Here is a 16,874-nt window from a genome sequence, read left to right as displayed (position 1 = left end):
AATGACTCGCCATGAAGCTGACACCAACGCCGACAGCCCATGCCCTCATCCGCCCTGCGGGCACCTTCTCCCGATGGGAGAAGGACGAGAGATCAATTGACTTTGTGGATAGACCGCTTGGCCACCGACATCGCCGCATCGTGCACCGCTTCGGAAAGCGTCGGGTGCGCGTGGCAGATACGGGCCAGGTCGTCGGCCGAGCCGCTGAATTCCATGGCCAGAACGCCTTCGTGCACCAGTTCGGAAACGCCCACACCCACCAGATGCATGCCCAGGATGCGGTCGGTCTCTTCGTGCGCGATGACCTTGACGAAGCCCGCGGGCTCGCCCATCGCCACCGCACGGCCCAGCGCCGCGAACGGGAAGCTACCGGTCTTGTACGGAATGCCTTCGGCCTTGAGCTGCTGCTCGGTCTTGCCGACCCAGGCGATTTCCGGCTCGGTATAGATCACCCACGGAACCGTGTCGAGATTGACGTGGCCGGGCAGACCGGCGATCAGTTCGGCCACCGCGATACCTTCCTCGAAACCCTTGTGCGCCAGCATCGGGCCGCGCACGCAGTCGCCGACCGCCCACACACCATCGACGCCGGTGTGGCAATGCTCGTCCACTTCCACCTGGCCGCGCTCGTTGAGCTTCACGCCCGTACCTTCGGCCAGCAGGCCCTTGGAGGCCGCTTTGCGACCGACCGCTACCAGCAAGCGGTCGACGACGAGGGTTTTCTCGCCTTCGGCGCCGGTGTAGGTGACGTGCACCTCTTTCTTTTTGACCTCGGTCTTGCTGACCTTGGCGCCGAGGCGGATGTCCAGGCCCTGTTTCTTGAATTCCTTGGCGGCCGTCTTCGAAACTTCGGTATCGGCAGCGGGCAGGAACTCCGGCAGCGCTTCCAGGATGGTGACTTCGGCGCCCAGGCGCTTCCACACGCTGCCCAGTTCCAGGCCGATCACGCCGGCGCCGATCACGGCCAGGCGCTTGGGTACGCTGGTGAAATCCAGCGCGCCGACGTTGTCGACGATGTATTCGTTGTCGAATTTGGCGAACGGCAGTTCGATCGAATCGGAACCGGCGGCGATGATCACGTTGGTGCCTTTCAGTTCCACTTCGGTGCCGTCGTGCTGCTTCACCTTGACGATGTTGCCGGGTTGCAGCTGGCCGAAGCCGTAGTACGGTGTGATCTTGTTGGCCTTGAACAGCAAGGCGATGCCGCCGGTGAACTGCTTCACGATCTTGTCCTTGCGGCCGATCATGGTGCCCACGTCGATCTTGGCGTCCTTGGTGGTGATGCCGTGTTCGCCGAACAGGTGCTGCAGGTTCCAGAACTGGCGAGAGGAATCCAGCAGCGCCTTGGACGGAATGCATCCGACACGCAGGCAGGTGCCGCCCAGTGCGGGTTTGCCGTCCTTGCCAAGCGCCGCGTCGATGCAGGCGGTTTTCAGGCCGAGTTGCGCGGCACGGATGGCTGCGTGGTAACCGGCGGGGCCGGAGCCGATGACGACGACGTCGAATTGTTCTGCCATGTTCTGAATTCCTTTGCCTTTCCCTTCTCCCGTCGGGAGAAGGTGCCCGTAGGGCGGATGAGGGTACGGCGGAGTAGAAATGGTGCCGCTGGAAGGGGATTAAAAGAGCCGATTACTATCTTCTGAGGTCACCAGAAGTGCTTCGCCGTACCCTCACCCCAACCCCTCTCCCGATGGGAGAGGGGCTTTAAGCATCACATCCCGAGCAGCATGCGGCTCGGATTTTCCAGCTGATTCTTGATATCCACCAGGAACAGCACCGCGTCCTTGCCGTCGATGATGCGGTGGTCGTAGGACAGGGCGATGTACATCATCGGCGCGGCGATGACGACGCCGTTTTCGACGATGGCGCGTTCCTTGATCGCGTGCATGCCCAGGATGGCGCTCTGCGGCGGATTGACGATGGGCGTGGACATCAGCGAACCGAAGGTGCCGCCGTTGGTGATGGTGAAGGTGCCGCCCTGCAGGTCTTCCAGCGCCAGCTTGCCGTCGCGCGCCTTCTTGGCGTATTCGCCGATGCCCTTTTCGATATCGGCGAAGCTCTGGCGCTCGACATTGCGCAGCACCGGCGTGACCAGGCCCTTGTCGGTGGAAACGGCGATGGAGATGTCGGCGTAGCCGTGGTAGATGATGTCGTTGCCGTCCACCGAGGCGTTCACCACCGGGTGGCGTTGCAGCGCGTTGGCGGCGGCCTTGGCGAAGAAGCTCATGAAACCGAGCTTGACGCCGTTGGCTTTTTCGAACGATTCGCCCAGTTCCTTGCGCATCGCCATGACCTTGCCCAGGTTCACTTCGTTGAAGGAAGTGAGCATGGCGATGGAGTTCTTGGACTGCATCAGGCGTTCGGCGATGCGGGTGCGGATGCGGGTCATCGGCACGCGTTCTTCCGGGCGGGCGCCACCGGACACGCCGGCGGTCTTGCCGCTGGCGTAGTTGATCAGGTCTTCCTTGGTCACCGCGCCCTTGCGGCCCGTGCCTTCGACGTCGGCCGGATTGATGCCTTCCTTGATAGCGGTGAAGCGCGCGCCCGGTGGCAGGTCCGTAGTGGTCGAGGTGATCGCGGTGCCGGCCGAAGGCGGGGGATTGGAAGCTTGCGCTTTAGGGGCTTCGGCGACCGCCGCGGTCGGCTGTGTGGATGCCGAACTCGGCGCGGTGCCGGCCGAAGCAGGCGCGCCTACCGCCGCCGCCGCGCCTTCCTCGATGATCGCCAGCAATTGCTGGCTGGTCACCGTGGCGCCTTCGGCGAACTTGATTTCCTTCAGCACGCCGTCGACCGGCGAGGGCACTTCCAGCACGACCTTGTCGGTCTCCAGGTCCACCAGGTTCTCATCGCGCTTGACCGCGTCGCCGGCTTTCTTGTGCCAGGTGGCGATGGTGGCATCGGAAACGGATTCGGGAAGAACCGGGACTTTTACTTCGGTGGCCATGTTGGAAAGGCTTCCTGTTTGGATGGTTTATTCGAATGGAATTATTCGGCGACGATGACGTTGCCGAACTTGTTGACCAGCGCGTCGGCGACCAGCTTCAGCTGTTCTTCCACGTGCTGGGCGAAATGGCCGGCGGCCGGCGAGGGCGAGCGTGGACGGCCAGCGTAATACAGCTCCTGCTTGTCGCTGGTGCAGGCCTTCAGGTGGTGGCGGATCTGGTACCACGCGCCCTGGTTCTGCGGCTCTTCCTGGCACCACACCACTTCCTTGGCGGCGGCGTAGCGCTTGAGTTCGGCGGCCAGCAGTTCGCGCGGGAACGGATACAGCTGTTCGATGCGGACCAGCGCCACGTTGTCCTGGCCGCGCTTCTGCTGGTCTTCCAGCAGGTCGTAATAGACCTTGCCCGAGCACAGCACCACCCGCTTGACCTTCTTCGGATCGGCGCTGGCATCCGGAATCAGGTGCTGGAACTCGCCATTGGCCAGCTCGTCCAGCGACGACACCGCCAGCTTGTGGCGCAGCAGCGACTTGGGCGTCATCACGATCAGCGGCTTGCGCGTGGTCATGCGCAACTGGCGGCGGATCATGTGGAAGCACTGCGCCGGCGTGGTGGGCACGCAGACCAGCATGTTCTCCAGCGCGCACAGCTGCAGGAAGCGTTCCAGGCGCGCGGAACTGTGCTCCGGGCCCTGGCCTTCGTAGCCGTGCGGCAGCAGCAGGGTCAGGCCGCTGATACGGCTCCACTTGGCTTCGCCGGCAGCGATGAACTGGTCGATCACCACCTGCGCACCATTGGCGAAGTCGCCGAACTGGCCTTCCCAGATGTCCAGCGTGTTGGGGTCGGTGGTGGAGTAGCCGTACTCGAACGCCATCACCGCTTCCTCGCTGAGCAGCGAGTCGATGATGGTGGCGTCTTCGGGATTGTCGACCAGTTGGCGCAACGGCAGGTAATAACTGTCGGTCTTCTGGTCGTGCAGGATGGCATGGCGGTGGAAGAAGGTGCCGCGTCCCGCATCCTGGCCGACCAGGCGCAGGCGGTGGCCTTCGGACAACAGAGTGGCGTAGGCCAGGTTCTCGGCGAAGCCCCAGTCGCCGGGCAGCTCGCCCTTGCTCATCTTCACGCGGTCTTCGTAGATCTTGGCCACGCGCGGATGCAGGGTGACGCCTGCGGGAATGGTGTTGACGATCTTGGCCAGCTGGTCCAGCGTCTTGCGCTTGACCTTGGTGTCTACCGGATCGGTGATCTTGCCGGACAGGTACTTGGACCAGTCGATGGCCAGTTCGTCGGGCTTGGGCTTGGCCAGCTCGGTGGTGACTTCGCCCGAATCGAGCTTGTTGCGGTAGCTGTCGACCAGCGCCTGCGCCTCGCCCGGACGGATCACGCCTTTTTCTTCCAGCTGCGCGGCATAGAGCTCGCGCGTGGTCTTGTGGGCGCGGATCACCTGGTACATCAACGGCTGGGTCGCCGCCGGCTCGTCGGCCTCGTTGTGGCCCCAGCGCCGGTAGCAGACCAGATCGATCACTACGTCCTTCTTGAAGGCCTGGCGGAATTCGTAGGCCAGGTTGGCGCAGAACACCACCGCTTCCGGATCGTCGCCGTTCACGTGCAGCACCGGCGCGCCGACCATCTTGGCCACGTCCGTGCAGTACAGGGTGGAACGGGCGTCGTCGCGCGCGCTGGTGGTGAAGCCGATCTGGTTGTTGATGACGATATGCAGCGTGCCGCCGACCGCGAAACCGCGTGCCTGCGACATCTGGAACAGCTCCATCACCACGCCCTGGCCGGCGAAGGCGGCGTCGCCATGGATGATCACCGGCAGCACGGCCTTGCGCTCGTTGTCGCCGCGGCGTTCCTGGCGCGAACGCACGCTACCGGCGACCACGGGGTCGACGATTTCCAGGTGGGAAGGATTGAAGGCCAGCGCCAGGTGCACCGGATTGCCCGGAGTGGCGATGTCGGCGCTGAAGCCCATGTGGTATTTCACGTCGCCGGTATGGGCGCGGTCGTCTTCGGCATGCTCGAACTTGCCTTCGAACTCGTCGAACAGCTTGCGCGGCGACTTGCCCAGGGTGTTGACCAGCACGTTGAGGCGGCCGCGGTGGGCCATGCCCAGCACGATGTCCTTGACTCCGTCGGTACCGGCGCGGCGGATGGTCAGGTCGAGCAGCGGGATCAGCGCATCGCCGCCTTCCAGCGAGAAGCGTTTCTGACCCACGTACTTGGTGTGCAGGTAGCGTTCCAGGCCCTCGGCCGCGGTCACGCGTTCCAGGGTCCTGCGCTGGGCATCGGCGTCCAGCCCGTAATTGCCGCCGGCCGCTTCAAGGCGCTGGTACAGCCACTGGCGCTGCTCGACGTCGGTGATGTACATGAATTCGGTGCCGATGGAGCCGGCGTAGGTGGCCTTCAGCCGCGCCAGCAGGTCGCGCAGCTTCATGCGCGGCTGGCCGGCCACGCCTCCGGTGCTGAATTCGGTATCCAGGTCGCGGTCGGACAGGTTGTGGAACGCAAGCTCCAGGTCCGGAGAGTCCTGGCGCGGGGTCAGCCCCAGCGGATCCAGGTTGGCGGCCAGGTGGCCGCGCGAACGGTATGAAGTGATCAGACGGCCGACGTTGCGCTCGCGCTCGTCGCCGGCGGCTGGAGCAGGAGCGCTGGCATAGCCGTTGTTGGCGGCATGGCGCGCGGCCTCGGTGATCTGGGCGATGACCGCCGAGTGAGGGATGTCGCCAGCTTCGCGGCCCTTGAAGCCGTCGAAATAGGCCTTCCATTTGGGGCCGACGCTATCGGGAGAGACCAGGTATTGCTCGTACAGGTCTTCGATGAAGGAGGCGTTGCCGCCGCCGAGTTGCGAGGATTGCGCAAACTGCTTCAGGAGGTTGTCCACGATGGCGTAGGTTGGCTTTGTCGGAGGGCCGATGTCTGGCTTGGGGGGTTCCGGCGGGTATGGGTGGGGCCCCGCCCGGGCGAGATGAATACGCGGAAATTATACGCGCATGGTGAATGGGGCGGGCACCCGCATTGGACTAATGGCGAAGGAAAACCGCCCAACCGGCGGGCATGGCTGTCACGGAACTGTCGTGCACGCCGCCTTCACCGGAGCTGCCGCTCAGATCCCCAGTGCCCGGTACTCGGTGCAGGGCCGTGAACGCTCCCAGAAGCGGCCGAACTCCTCGTACAACTGCCGGGCGCGGCCCGCGCCGTCCAGGTCGGCCTCGCCATCGAAGCGGTGGCCCAGCGGGCGGAAGTAGTAGCCGCTCACATCGTTGCAGACGAAAGCAGATGCGTAGGCCTTGTCTACGGGCTCGCGGACTTCACGGAACGCGAACACGCTCGGCAGACGCTGGGCCAGGGTCAGCAGCGGCGCGAGGGTGCGCTGCGGAGTGGCGGCGTCCTGCAGCAGGATCTGTATTTCGCCGCCACGGGTACCGGTGGCGAAGCGGCGCAGCGCATCCAGCGCCAGCGGATTGTCCAGCAAGCCGGGATCCAGCTCCCGACTGTAGATGCGCAGGCAGCGGCGGGCCTGCGCGGTCACGGCGGTCAGCGCGGCGATGGCCCCGGCGGCGTTCTCCACGACGGTGGGGCCGTGCAGGACCCGGCGCATGGCCTGGTGTTCGATACCCGCTTCCCAGAAGCGTTCGCCGTAGGGAACGAAACCCTGGCGCGCATAGAAGGCTTCGGCCGATACCTGCGCGTTCAAAGACACCGCCGGCCAGCCCTGGTTGCGGGCCTCTGACAGCAGCGCGGCCAGCATCGCATCGCCCACGCCCTGGCCGCGCCAGTCGGCCAGTACCGCCATGCGGCCGATCTTGCGCTCCGGCGTCAGCCGTCCGGTGCCGATGGGTTTGCCGTCGCGGTCGCGGGCGATGACGTGCCGGCAGAGCGGATCCAGCGCGTCCCATTCCTCTTCGACCGGCACCTGTTGCTCCAGCACGAACACCGTTTCGCGCACCGCGCGCAGTTCGGCCAGCCCGGTCGCGTAGTCGATGGGTTCCACATGGAAGGCGCGTGCGTCCATCAGTCGTCCTCGTCCACCAGCAGCTGATAATGGCCCTGGGAATGGAGTTCCATGGCCACGTCGCGGCCGCTTTCGGAAAGCCCGGCATAGGCGTCGCCGTCGAGCGTCTCGGCAGCGGCCAGGCGCTGCGCGTCCTTCACCGGCAGGCTGAATTCCAGGCCGCTGCAGAACAGCGTGGCCTGGCGGCCGCTGCGGCGCCAGGCCAGGCGCGAGAACGGGTGGCGTTGCAGTACAGCGCCTTGTTGCAGGTCCCATTCGATTTCGATGCGCGAGCGCGGATCGCCGCCGGCCACCACTTCGCCGCCGGCGCGGTAGGTGGTGATGAAACGACCGAACCAGTCCCCCAGCTTGTCCGGATCGTTGAGCCGCAACGCATTCAATGCCTCGACCGCGCGGACCATCGCCGCAGCGTCGATTTCGTTGGGATCCTTGGGCGGGACCAGATCCGGGTCGTGGTAGCGCAACGATTCGTCCGCGTCGGCGATCAGGTTGTCCAGGTAGTCGCTGACCAGTTCGGCCGAAGATGGCGCGCGCATGCCGATGGAAAGCGTCAGGCACGGGTTGACCGCAACGCCATGGTGCGGCACGCCCGGCGGCAGGTACAGCATGTCGCCCGGTTCCAGGACCCAGTCGTGGGTCGCGGTGAATTCACGCAGCAGTTTCAATTCCGCATCGTCGCGGAAACGGGTGGGTGGATTCTTGCCGGCATCGATCTGCCAGCGGCGCTGGCCCTGGCCCTGCAGCAGGAATACGTCGTACTGGTCCACATGCGCGCCCACCGAACCGCCGGTGGCGGCGAAGCTGACCATCACATCGTCGATGCGCCAGCGCGGCAGGAAATCGAAGTGCCCCAGCAACTGGCGCACGTCCACGTCCCACTTGTCCACATCCTGCACCAGCAGGGTCCAGTCGTGGTCGGGCATGCCGGGGAATTCTTCCTCGCTGAAGGGGCCGGTGCGCAGCGTCCAGGCATCGGCCGCACGGTCGTGGGCGACGATGCGCGACAGGGCCAGTTCTTCGCAGGCCAGACCAGCCAGGTCCTCCGGTTCGATGGGCGACACGAAGTCCGGAAAAGCGGCGCGGATCAGCAGCGGCTTCTTTTGCCAGTATTCCTGCAGGAACTTCGCCGCAGGCATGCCCAGGAAATGTTTGGCGGTGGCGTGGACTTCGATCATGGCGCGCTCTTGTCGGCGGGGGCGGCGGCTTCGTCGGCCAGACGCTTGTCCAGCCGTGCCGTGGCCTTCTGCGCGTAAGCGCGGCAGGCGCCGGTGTCGGCCAGCGGCTGGTTGGCGCCGGGACCGATACGCGACCACAAACCGCTGGCCGAAGGATGCGGCGTGATCAGGATATCGCAGGGCAGCGCGTCCACGCGCGCCAGCGTTTCGCGGAACGCGGCAAGATAGCCCGGATGCGCGTCGTCGTCGCTGAAACGATAGGTATCGTCGGAGATGGCGGTCAGGCTGTCCGCATAAACGATCTGCCGGCAGTCATCGCCTTCGCACGAACGCCAGGTCCAACTGGTGCCGCCGGCCGTATGTCCGGGCGTGGCGATGGCCTGCAGCGCCAGCGGACCGACCGCGACTATTTCGTCATCGGCGATGGACTTCACGTTGGCGACTGCGGGGAAGGGCGTGAGTTCCAGGAGCTGCGGGTCGCTGCGGTCGCTGGCGCCGCGTTTCAGCGTTTCCACGGCGGGTGCGCGCGCAAGCACCGGGGCGCCGGTGGCGCGTTGCAGTCCGGCCAGTCCGCCGGCATGGTCGGAGTGCTCGTGCGTGGACAGGATGGCGCGCACGTCTTCCGGCCTGAAGCCAAGGGAACGGATGTTCGCCAGGATCTGCGCCCCGGCTTGCGAGGTGGCGCCGTCGATCAGAATGTGGCCCTGCGGCGAAGTCACCAGCAAGGCGCCTATCCCGCAGGTGCCGACATACCAGGTGTTGCCGTAGACCCGCAGCGGAGCGGACGGATCGCTCCAGTCCGCGTCGTCGGCACACACTTTGGTGGAAGTGGGGGGCGCTGCGATCTTGTCCGAGGCGGTGACCTGCTGGGCAAGCAGCAAAAGAGCGGGTGCGAACGCGTAGCGGAGCAGGGTGTTGCGCAGGGTCATGTGGCAATCTCGTCGTAGCCGCGGCCCACGAACTGCAACAGGCACCAGCCATGGCCAAAGGGATCGGCCAGCTGGACGATACGCCCCCAGCCGGCTTCGCGAATCAATCCTTCCTTGATGGCGCCCGCGGCAAGCGCGCGTTCGAGCGCCGGTTCCAACTCATCGACCACCACGTCCACATGCATCGGCATCCAATGTCGCTGGTAGGTGCGCGTATCATCTGCCGCGCCGATGCTGTCGGGTGCTTTCTGCAAGAGGTATAGCGGCGCAGTGCCGCCGAGCATTTCCAGGACTTCGCGGCCGAGACGGCGGCCGGGCCGCAGGCCGAATGCTTCGCCATAGAAAGCTTCAGCGGCCACAAGATCTGGTACGTCGATGTTGATGAGTTGCTTCATGCGGAGATCGCTTGGGCGAAGCGAAGGCCGAAGCCGGCCGGATCCTTGAGAACGAAATCGCGCAATCCATAGGGTTTGTCCGCGATCGGATTACTTATTTCCAATTGCAACCGGTTGGCCTCGTCCCACTTGGCATCTACGTTGTCGACCATGATGCGCAGGCTGCGCCAGCAGTCGGTGACCGGCGCATCGGGGTTGCCCGCCAGGAATAGTCGCGTGCCTTCCCAATGCACCACTGCGAAATCGCCGTCGCGACGCTCCAGTTCAAAGCCTATCGACAGATAGAACTCCAGCAGTGCCTCGACATCGGGTCCGACAATCTCTATGACGCCTTGAGCCTGGTTTTCGGGGAGTGCGGGCATCATCGCTTGCTCGTCATCCCAGCGAAAGCTGGGATCCATCTTGATCTTGGCTGGACATCGGTGCATTCCTGCTGAAACGCGAAAGTCAAAATGGATCCCAGCTTGACCAGCCATTTGGCTGTTGAAAGCCGCTGGGATGACGTCGTTTATATTTTTTTTGCTAGTGAATCGGCAAGACCGGTGTAGCTTCCCGGCGTCAACTCCAGCAATCTTTGCTTCGCATCGGTCGGCAACTCCAGCGTCGCGATGAACTCCCGCATCGACTGCTCGGTAATGCCCTGTCCGCGGGTCAGCGCTTTCAGTTGTTCATACGGGTTGGGCAGCCCGTGGCGGCGCATGACGGTCTGCACGGCTTCGGCCAGCACTTCCCATGCGCCATCCAGGTCGGCGTCCAGGCGCTCGGGCGCGACGGTCAACTTGCCCAGGCCTTTGCCCAAAGAGTCCAGCGCCACCAGCGTGTGGCCGAAGGCGGTGCCCAACGCGCGCAGCACCGTGGAATCGGTAAGGTCGCGCTGCCAGCGGCTGATCGGCAGCTTGGCGCTGAAGTGTTCGAACAGCGCATTGGCCAGGCCCAGGTTGCCTTCCGCGTTCTCGAAGTCGATCGGGTTGACCTTGTGCGGCATGGTGCTGGAACCGACTTCGCCTTCCCTCAACGTCTGCTTGAAATAACCCAGCGAGATATAGCCCCAGATGTCGCGGGCCAGGTCGATCAGGATGATGTTGGCGCGGCGGGTAGCGTCGCCGATTTCGGCCACGTTGTCGTGCGGCTCGATCTGGGTGGTGTAGGGATTGAACACGATGCCCAGACTGCGGATGAAGGCTTCGGCGAAGGCCGGCCAGTCCACGTCCGGGTAAGTGATCACGTGCGCGTTGTAGTTGCCGACCGCGCCGTTGATCTTGCCGGTCAGCTCGACCCCAGCGATCTGGCTGCGCTGGCGTTGCAGACGCGCCACCACGTTGGCGATTTCCTTGCCCAGCGTGGTCGGCGAAGCGGTCTGCCCGTGCGTGCGCGACAGCATGGGTTGCGCGGACTGCGCATGGGCCAGCGTGCGCAGGGTGCCGATCACCGCGTCCAGCGCCGGCAACAGGACTTCGCTGCGCGCCTGCTCCAGCATCAGCGCGTAGCTGAGGTTGTTGATGTCCTCGCTGGTGCAGGCGAAGTGGACGAATTCCAGCGCCGGGCCCAGTTCGGCATCGGACTTCAGCTTTTCCTTGATGAAGTATTCGACCGCCTTGACGTCGTGGTTGGTGGTGCGCTCGATTTCCTTGACCCGCGCCGCATCGGCCACGGAGAAACCGGAGGCCAGCGCGCGCAGGCGCTGCCGGGCGGCGTCGCTGAAATCGGCCAGCTCGGTAATGCCCGGTTCGGCCGCCAGGGCGAGCAACCATTCGACCTCCACCTTCACCCGCGCCTTGATCAGGCCGTACTCGGAAAAGATCGGACGCAGGGCATCCACCTTGCCGGCATAGCGGCCATCGAGCGGGGACAGGGCTAGCAGGGCGGAGTCGGACATGTAGGCAAGGCTGGGCAGTGGGGCCGACATTCTAAACGTTGTGGGCGTATCCTTCAGAAAACCCGATTCGTCATGACCAGCCATTCGGCTGTTGAGAACCCCGCAAAGGCGGGAACCCAGTGCCTTGGCGTGAAGATATCGCCACCTGCCCGAAAGTCGCTGGGTTCCCGCCTTCGCGGGAATGACGGTAGAACGATCACTGGCAATGGAGACCGCCATGAGCGATTCCTTTCGCATCGAACACGACAGCATGGGTGAGCTGAAAGTCCCCGCCGAAGCCCTGTGGGGCGCGCAGACCCAGCGCGCCGTGAACAATTTTCCGATCTCCGGCCAGCCGATGCCGCGCGGCTTCATCCGCGCACTGGGGCTGATCAAGGCCGCCGCCGCCGAGGTCAATGCGGGCCTGGGCCTGCTGCCCAAGGGCGTGGCCAAGGCGATCCGCACGGCCTCGCTGCAAGTGGCCGTGGGGGAATACGACGCGCATTTTCCTATCGACATCTACCAGACCGGTTCCGGCACCTCGTCGAACATGAATGCCAACGAGGTCATCGCCAAGCTGGCCGCGGCCGGCGGCAAGACCAAGGTGCATGCCAATGACCACGTCAATCTGGGCCAGAGTTCCAACGACGTAATTCCCACGGCGATCCGCGTCTCGGCGCAGCTGGCGGTAGTGGAGCACCTGCTGCCCGCGCTCAAGCATCTGCGCCGGACCATCGACCGGCGCGGCAGATCGCTGGCCAAAGTGGTGAAGACCGGCCGCACGCATCTGATGGATGCGATGCCGCTGACTTTCCAGCAGGAGTTCTCGGGCTGGTCGGCGCAGTTAAAATCGGCGGAAGACCGCCTTCAGGACAGCCTGAAGCGCCTGCGGCGCCTGCCTCTGGGCGGAACCGCGATAGGCACCGGCATCAACGCCGACCCGCGCTTCGGCGCAAGGGTGGCGCGCACGCTGTCGTCGATGACGAAGTCCCGTTTCGAATCGGCCGCGAACAAATTCGAAGGCCTGGCCGCGCAGGACGACGCGGTGGAACTGTCCGGCCAGCTGAGCGCGCTGGCGGTCGCCCTGATCAAGATCTCCAACGATCTGCGCTGGATGAATTCCGGACCGCTGGCGGGCCTGGGCGAAATCGAACTGCCCGCCTTGCAGCCCGGCAGCTCGATCATGCCGGGCAAGGTCAATCCGGTGATCCCGGAAGCCGCGGTGATGGTCTGCGCGCAGGTCATCGGCCACCACACTGCCATTACCGTCGCCGGGCAGACCGGCAATTTCCAATTGAACGTGGCCTTGCCGCTGATCGCCGCCAATCTGCTGGATTCGATCCAGTTGCTGGGCAATGTGTCGCGGTTGCTGGCCGATTCGGCCATCGCCGGCCTCACCGTGCGCCAGGCGCATATCCGCCAAGCGCTGGACCGCAATCCGATCCTGGTGACGGCATTGAATCCGGTGATCGGCTATGAGAAGGGCGCGGCCATCGCCAAGCAGGCCTACAAGCAGAACCGTCCGGTGCTGGAGGTGGCGATGGAAGTCACCGGATTATCCGAGAAGACCCTGAAAGCCTTGCTCGATCCGGCGGTATTGGCCAAGGGCGGCATCCACGGCAAGCCGGGCGGTGGCGCGGGCTAGGATGTGGGTGTTGCCGTCACGCATGCGCGCGACGGCAGCCGGAATCAGCGGTTCTTTGCGTCGTTGTCGGCGGCAGTGGCAGCGGCGTCAGCCTGCGCAGCCGCGTCGCCAGGCTCGGCAGCGGCCCGTTCGGCTTTCTCGTTCTCGCCCTTCATCGCTCTGGCCAGCGAGCCGCCGGCTTCCTTGCCCGCGGCGTAGCTATCGCCGCTCTCGGACCCGCAATCGTCCACATCGGAAGCATCGATGGTGGCGTAGGGCTTGAACGCAGGAAGCTGCTCGGCCAGCGCGTCCTGCGAAGCCTTGATGGTCGCCAGCCGTTTGCATAGCTGCATGGCCTGCTGTTCGATCTTTTTGGCTTCGGCCTCGACTTTGGCGTCGACCTGGTCGCCATCGCCCTTGATCGCGCCCTTGATGGCTTCGCTGACCGCAGTGCCCGCCAATGCGGCGCCCTGCTTGCCGATGGCGATGCCGTCGGCGGTCATCGCATTCATTTCCTTGAGGTAGCTCTGCAGCAGCGCGCGTTGCGCATCGTTCACGGCCACCACCTTGCCATCGATGGTCAGCTCGCCATCAGCGGAAATTTTGGCGTCGGGCTGGCCGTTGGCGCGCAGCGTGATGACCTTGCCATTGCTGGTGACATTGCCCTTGTCGGTGGAGACGTGCGTGCCCGGGCTGCAGCCGGCGACCAGTACGGCCAGGGAAAGCGCGAGCAGGAGAGAAAAATGCATGGTCTTCATGGGAGTCTCGAGTGCGGGGCGGAGTCAGTTGTCGCTGGGCACGCTGATGCGGCCATCGACGCGATTGTGGCTCACCGAGCCGCTGCTTTTCGAAGCAACGGACAGATCGCCGCGGATGTCGTCGACCTCGACGTCGCCCGATCCCACCGAAGCCACGTTCACGCTGCCGGAGACTCCCGTGACTCTGGCGTCGCCGGAGCCGACCGATCCGATCTCCACATCGCCCGATGCGCCATCCAGTTCGAAATCGCCCGAACCGACGCTGCCTACCTTGGCCGGTCCGCGCACCTTCCTGGCGGAAAGATCGCCGGAACCCACGGAGATGACGTGCAACGATCCGATATCCTCCAGGGTGATATCGCCGGAACCGACGGTCGCCGCGACCAGCCCGCGTATGTGCCTGGCTTCTACATCGCCGGAGCCCACATCGGCGCTGAGCAGCGGGGCGCCGGTGACCACGGCATCGCCCGAGCCCACTTTCAACTGCACCATCACATCGTCCGGCAACGTGGCGGCGAGTTTCAGATAGGCGTAGTTGCTGCCCAGGAAAATTCCGCTGGCCGAGCCTTCGCGGCGGGCGGTGACGTACAGCTTGTCGCCTGCTTTGTGCTGGGTCAGCTTGAGTTGCTGCAGGTATTTTTCGTCGGACGCGCAGGCTTGGCCTCCGAGGGCCGCCTTGGCGCCGGCGATGGCGTCCACGGTCAGGTCATTGGAGGCGATGTCGAAAACCACCGCCTTGACGCCGGTCAGGTCCAGCGCGAGATTCCGAGGCTGGGAGTGCTTGCATTCCGGCGTTGCCGCGAAAGCCGCGGCGGGCGCCAGCAACAACAGAGTCAACAGGGACAGCTTGCGCATGGGAGAACTCCAGTTCGAACCAGTGCTATGCGGGTTTCGTTGCCGGGCGGGTCCCCATGGGCCCGCCCGGTGCCGGCATCAGTCGGCCAGCTCGCGCCAGCGGCGCAGGTAGATGGCGCCGGCGATGAAGGCCGCGCCGACGGCCGCGCCGATCCACAAGTCCGGCGAAGCCAGGACGTCGAGGTTGCTGACGTTCATGAGGTGCATCAGATCGGCCGGCCCGTGAATTTCCGAGTTGTTGTTGAAGTTGGACTCGAACGCGCTGCTGGCCGGAGCCCAGCTGCCGGGCACCACGCTCAGCAATCCGCGGTAGACCAGCGTGTACCAGACGGTGCCGTAATTGATGTCCATTCCCGGCAGGATGCCCGACATGCTCACGATCACGCAGGCCAGAACCGGAATCAGCACGGCCCACAGGAACGGCTTGCTGCGCGCCCAGGCCGAGCACAGCATCAACCAGCCGACCGCGGGCAGCGCCCACAACAGGTAGACAGGGATGACGGTCAGAGTGTTGCCGATCACGCTCAACGGATGGGCATGGGTGAAGACGGCGGACATGCCCGGCATTCCCGCTGCCGCCAGGGTGACGCCGACGATCAACCAGAGCACCACGCCGATCAGCACGCCCACCGCGATGGACAGGGCGGGGGCCAGCAGCAATGCCCAGGTCGCCTTCGACAACACCATCTGCAGGTCCGAAGTCGGCAGCGATTTCCAGAACAACGCGCTGCGGTCGCGGCGGTCGTCGTAGAGACAGCCCAGCGCGTAGAAGAACACCACGAACGCCAGCACCAGTGTGGTCAGGCTGATGCCGACCAGCAGGGCAGTGTCGCCGATGCCGCCGATCTGACGGGCGTGTTCGGCCATGTTTCCGCTGAACTGCAGGTCCGACCCAGCGCCGCTGTTCTTGAACCGCACCAGACCGATCACGGCGAATATCGCGGTGAGGATGCAGATGATGGCGCCGGTGATCAGCGGGGCCCACAGGAAACCGCCGCGGTTTTCCCAGAATTCCCGCTTCAGCAGCCACTTGAACTTGTTGGTCTTGTGGTCATGGGTGGTGACGGCATTCATGCGTAGGTTCCTTTCATGATGGCCACGAACAGATCGGCCAGGCCGGGGTTGCGGGTTTCGCCCAGGGCGGCGAGCTGCTGCCTGGGAACGCCATCGAACAGCATCACGGTCTTGCCGAAGGGCAGGGCGCGTTCGTCGATGGGCTTGAGCGCGCGGGCCGTTTCGACGTGTTCGGCCGAGGCCAGCACTTCGGTGTAGCGGTCGGCCACTTCGTCCATGGCCGCGGTCAGCACGATCTTGCCGTCGCGGATGAACATCACGTCGGTGAGGATGTTCTCGATCTCCTCCACCTGGTGGGTGGTGACGATGATGGTCTTCTGCTCGTCGAAGTAATCCTCCAGCAGGCGCTGGTAGAACTGCTTGCGGTACAGGATGTCCAGGCCCAGAGTGGGTTCGTCCAGCACCAGCAGCTTGGCGTCGATGGCCATCACCAGCGCCAGGTGCAGTTGCACGATCATGCCCTTGGACATTTCGCGCACGCGCAGATTGGGATTGAGCTGGGTGTGGGCGATGAAACGCTCGCACTTGGCGCGGTCGAAGCGCGGGTGGATGCCGTCGACGAAATCGATGGCTTCCTTGACCCGGATCCAGCGCGGCAGCACCGCCACGTCGGCGATGAAGCAGACTTCGTTCATCAGCTCGTCGCGCTGCTTGCGCGGATCCAGCCCAAGCACTTTCAGATCGCCCTCGAAGGGCACCAGCCCCAGAATCGCTTTAAGCGCGGTGGTCTTGCCGGCGCCGTTGGGGCCGATCAGGCCGATGATCTTGCCGGCTTCGATCTGGAAGCCGGTGTCGTTCAGAGCGACCTTGTTGCGGTAGGCCTTGCGCAGGTTGCGCGCGCTGATGACCGTATTTGAACCGACCACATTGTCCGCAGCGTTCATTTGGCACCCCCCTGGCGCAGCAATTCTTCGGTGGACAGACCCAGACGGTTGATGCGCTCGGCGACTGCCGGCCATTCATCCTGGAGGAATCGTTCGCGCTCGCTAACGAGCAGTTTTTTTGCGGCTTCGTCGGTGACAAACATCCCCAGTCCTCTCCGTTTTTCGACGAGTGCCTCGTCCGCCAGTTCCTGATAGGCGCGCGAGACGGTGATCGGGTTCAGCTGGTACTCGGCCGCCACCTGGCGCACCGAGGGCAAGGCATCGCCCGGTTTAAGCACACCGTCCAGCATCATCGCGATCACGCGATCCTTCAGCTGGCGGTAAATGGGAGCGCCGTCGCTCCATTGGATAGAAGTAAGAGTCATCAT

General features: G+C 64.4%; 14 protein-coding genes and 1 pseudogene. 1 reads left to right on the top strand and 14 read right to left on the bottom strand.

Going from position 1 to position 16,874, the window contains the following annotated elements; translation table 11 throughout:
* Positions 1-92: 92 nt before the first annotated feature.
* From lpdA to purB, 9 genes and pseudogenes are all read right to left on the bottom strand, one after another.
* Positions 93-1,517 carry a dihydrolipoyl dehydrogenase gene (gene lpdA, locus CSC73_RS03135; protein ID WP_163838960.1) on the bottom strand — a complete coding sequence of 475 codons (1,425 nt, stop codon included), beginning with the start codon at positions 1,515-1,517 and terminating at the stop codon, positions 93-95.
* A gap of 194 nt (positions 1,518-1,711) precedes the next feature.
* Positions 1,712-2,944, bottom strand: coding sequence for a dihydrolipoyllysine-residue succinyltransferase (sucB, locus tag CSC73_RS03130; RefSeq protein WP_163838959.1), 1,233 nt, complete (start codon positions 2,942-2,944; stop codon positions 1,712-1,714).
* 41 nt (positions 2,945-2,985) lie between these two features.
* Complete coding sequence (locus tag CSC73_RS03125) at positions 2,986-5,826, bottom strand: 2-oxoglutarate dehydrogenase E1 component (RefSeq protein WP_163838958.1); 2,841 nt, start codon at positions 5,824-5,826, stop codon at positions 2,986-2,988.
* Between the two features lie 222 nt (positions 5,827-6,048).
* On the bottom strand, positions 6,049-6,957 hold the full coding sequence (locus CSC73_RS03120; protein ID WP_163838957.1) for a GNAT family N-acetyltransferase: 909 nt from the start codon (positions 6,955-6,957) through the stop codon (positions 6,049-6,051).
* Between the two features lie 2 nt (positions 6,958-6,959).
* Positions 6,960-8,132 (bottom strand): annotated as a pseudogene (locus CSC73_RS03115) (ribosomal protein uL16 3-hydroxylase); the annotation flags it as partial.
* A complete protein-coding gene (bla, locus tag CSC73_RS03110; protein ID WP_163838955.1) occupies positions 8,129-9,061 on the bottom strand; it encodes a subclass B3 metallo-beta-lactamase in 933 nt (310 codons plus the stop codon). The pseudogene CSC73_RS03115 and the gene bla, both read right to left, overlap by 4 nt.
* A complete protein-coding gene (locus CSC73_RS03105) occupies positions 9,058-9,456 on the bottom strand; it encodes a VOC family protein (RefSeq protein WP_163838954.1) in 399 nt (132 codons plus the stop codon). Before CSC73_RS03105 ends, bla begins: the two co-directional genes overlap by 4 nt.
* Entirely contained in the window at positions 9,453-9,932 is a 480-nt protein-coding gene (locus CSC73_RS03100) for a VOC family protein (protein WP_163838953.1), read from the bottom strand. Before CSC73_RS03100 ends, CSC73_RS03105 begins: the two co-directional genes overlap by 4 nt.
* 32 nt (positions 9,933-9,964) lie before the next feature.
* The gene (gene purB, locus CSC73_RS03095) at positions 9,965-11,332 is read right to left on the bottom strand and encodes an adenylosuccinate lyase (RefSeq protein WP_163838952.1); all 1,368 of its coding nucleotides are present in this window, start codon (positions 11,330-11,332) and stop codon (positions 9,965-9,967) included.
* 217 nt (positions 11,333-11,549) lie between these two features.
* Between purB and CSC73_RS03090 the strand changes: the two genes are divergently transcribed.
* Entirely contained in the window at positions 11,550-12,956 is a 1,407-nt protein-coding gene (locus CSC73_RS03090; RefSeq protein WP_163838951.1) for a class II fumarate hydratase, read from the top strand.
* 44 nt (positions 12,957-13,000) lie between these two features.
* Here CSC73_RS03090 and CSC73_RS03085 read toward each other — a convergent pair whose 3' ends face one another.
* The 5 genes from CSC73_RS03085 to CSC73_RS03065 form a co-directional block, all read right to left on the bottom strand.
* Entirely contained in the window at positions 13,001-13,693 is a 693-nt protein-coding gene (locus tag CSC73_RS03085) for a DUF2884 family protein (RefSeq protein ID WP_163838950.1), read from the bottom strand.
* Positions 13,694-13,717: 24 nt separating this feature from the next.
* Positions 13,718-14,548 carry a DUF4097 family beta strand repeat-containing protein gene (locus CSC73_RS03080; protein ID WP_163838949.1) on the bottom strand — a complete coding sequence of 277 codons (831 nt, stop codon included), beginning with the start codon at positions 14,546-14,548 and terminating at the stop codon, positions 13,718-13,720.
* Between the two features lie 78 nt (positions 14,549-14,626).
* Positions 14,627-15,622, bottom strand: a complete 996-nt coding sequence (locus CSC73_RS03075) for an ABC transporter permease (RefSeq protein ID WP_163838948.1) — start codon at positions 15,620-15,622, stop codon at positions 14,627-14,629.
* A complete protein-coding gene (locus CSC73_RS03070) occupies positions 15,619-16,506 on the bottom strand; it encodes an ABC transporter ATP-binding protein (protein WP_163838947.1) in 888 nt (295 codons plus the stop codon). The genes CSC73_RS03075 and CSC73_RS03070 overlap by 4 nt, the downstream gene beginning before the upstream one ends.
* Positions 16,503-16,871 (bottom strand): GntR family transcriptional regulator, encoded by a 369-nt coding sequence (locus tag CSC73_RS03065; RefSeq protein WP_163839070.1) that lies wholly within the window; start codon positions 16,869-16,871, stop codon positions 16,503-16,505. Before CSC73_RS03065 ends, CSC73_RS03070 begins: the two co-directional genes overlap by 4 nt.
* Between the last annotated feature and the right edge of the window lie 3 nt (positions 16,872-16,874).

The sequence above is a fragment of the Pseudoxanthomonas sacheonensis genome (genome assembly GCF_010093305.1).
Taxonomy (GTDB): Bacteria; Pseudomonadota; Gammaproteobacteria; order Xanthomonadales; family Xanthomonadaceae; genus Pseudoxanthomonas_A; species Pseudoxanthomonas_A sacheonensis.
Note: the sequence above shows the minus strand (reverse complement) of the source record. Positions and strands in the feature narration are given on the sequence as shown.

Excerpts from the sequence above, each read along its gene's own strand:
- lpdA (WP_163838960.1), bottom strand. The coding sequence starts at position 1,517 with ATGGCAGAACAATTCGACGTCGTCGTCATCGGCTCCGGCCCCGCCGGT.
- sucB (WP_163838959.1), bottom strand. The coding sequence starts at position 2,944 with ATGGCCACCGAAGTAAAAGTCCCGGTTCTTCCCGAATCCGTTTCCGAT.
- CSC73_RS03120 (WP_163838957.1), bottom strand. The coding sequence starts at position 6,957 with ATGGACGCACGCGCCTTCCATGTGGAACCCATCGACTACGCGACCGGG.
- bla (WP_163838955.1), bottom strand. The coding sequence starts at position 9,061 with ATGACCCTGCGCAACACCCTGCTCCGCTACGCGTTCGCACCCGCTCTT.
- CSC73_RS03105 (WP_163838954.1), bottom strand. The coding sequence starts at position 9,456 with ATGAAGCAACTCATCAACATCGACGTACCAGATCTTGTGGCCGCTGAA.
- CSC73_RS03100 (WP_163838953.1), bottom strand. The coding sequence starts at position 9,932 with ATGGCTGGTCAAGCTGGGATCCATTTTGACTTTCGCGTTTCAGCAGGA.
- purB (WP_163838952.1), bottom strand. The coding sequence starts at position 11,332 with ATGTCCGACTCCGCCCTGCTAGCCCTGTCCCCGCTCGATGGCCGCTAT.
- CSC73_RS03090 (WP_163838951.1), top strand. The coding sequence starts at position 11,550 with ATGAGCGATTCCTTTCGCATCGAACACGACAGCATGGGTGAGCTGAAA.
- CSC73_RS03085 (WP_163838950.1), bottom strand. The coding sequence starts at position 13,693 with ATGAAGACCATGCATTTTTCTCTCCTGCTCGCGCTTTCCCTGGCCGTA.
- CSC73_RS03080 (WP_163838949.1), bottom strand. The coding sequence starts at position 14,548 with ATGCGCAAGCTGTCCCTGTTGACTCTGTTGTTGCTGGCGCCCGCCGCG.
- CSC73_RS03075 (WP_163838948.1), bottom strand. The coding sequence starts at position 15,622 with ATGAATGCCGTCACCACCCATGACCACAAGACCAACAAGTTCAAGTGG.
- CSC73_RS03070 (WP_163838947.1), bottom strand. The coding sequence starts at position 16,506 with ATGAACGCTGCGGACAATGTGGTCGGTTCAAATACGGTCATCAGCGCG.
- CSC73_RS03065 (WP_163839070.1), bottom strand. The coding sequence starts at position 16,871 with ATGACTCTTACTTCTATCCAATGGAGCGACGGCGCTCCCATTTACCGC.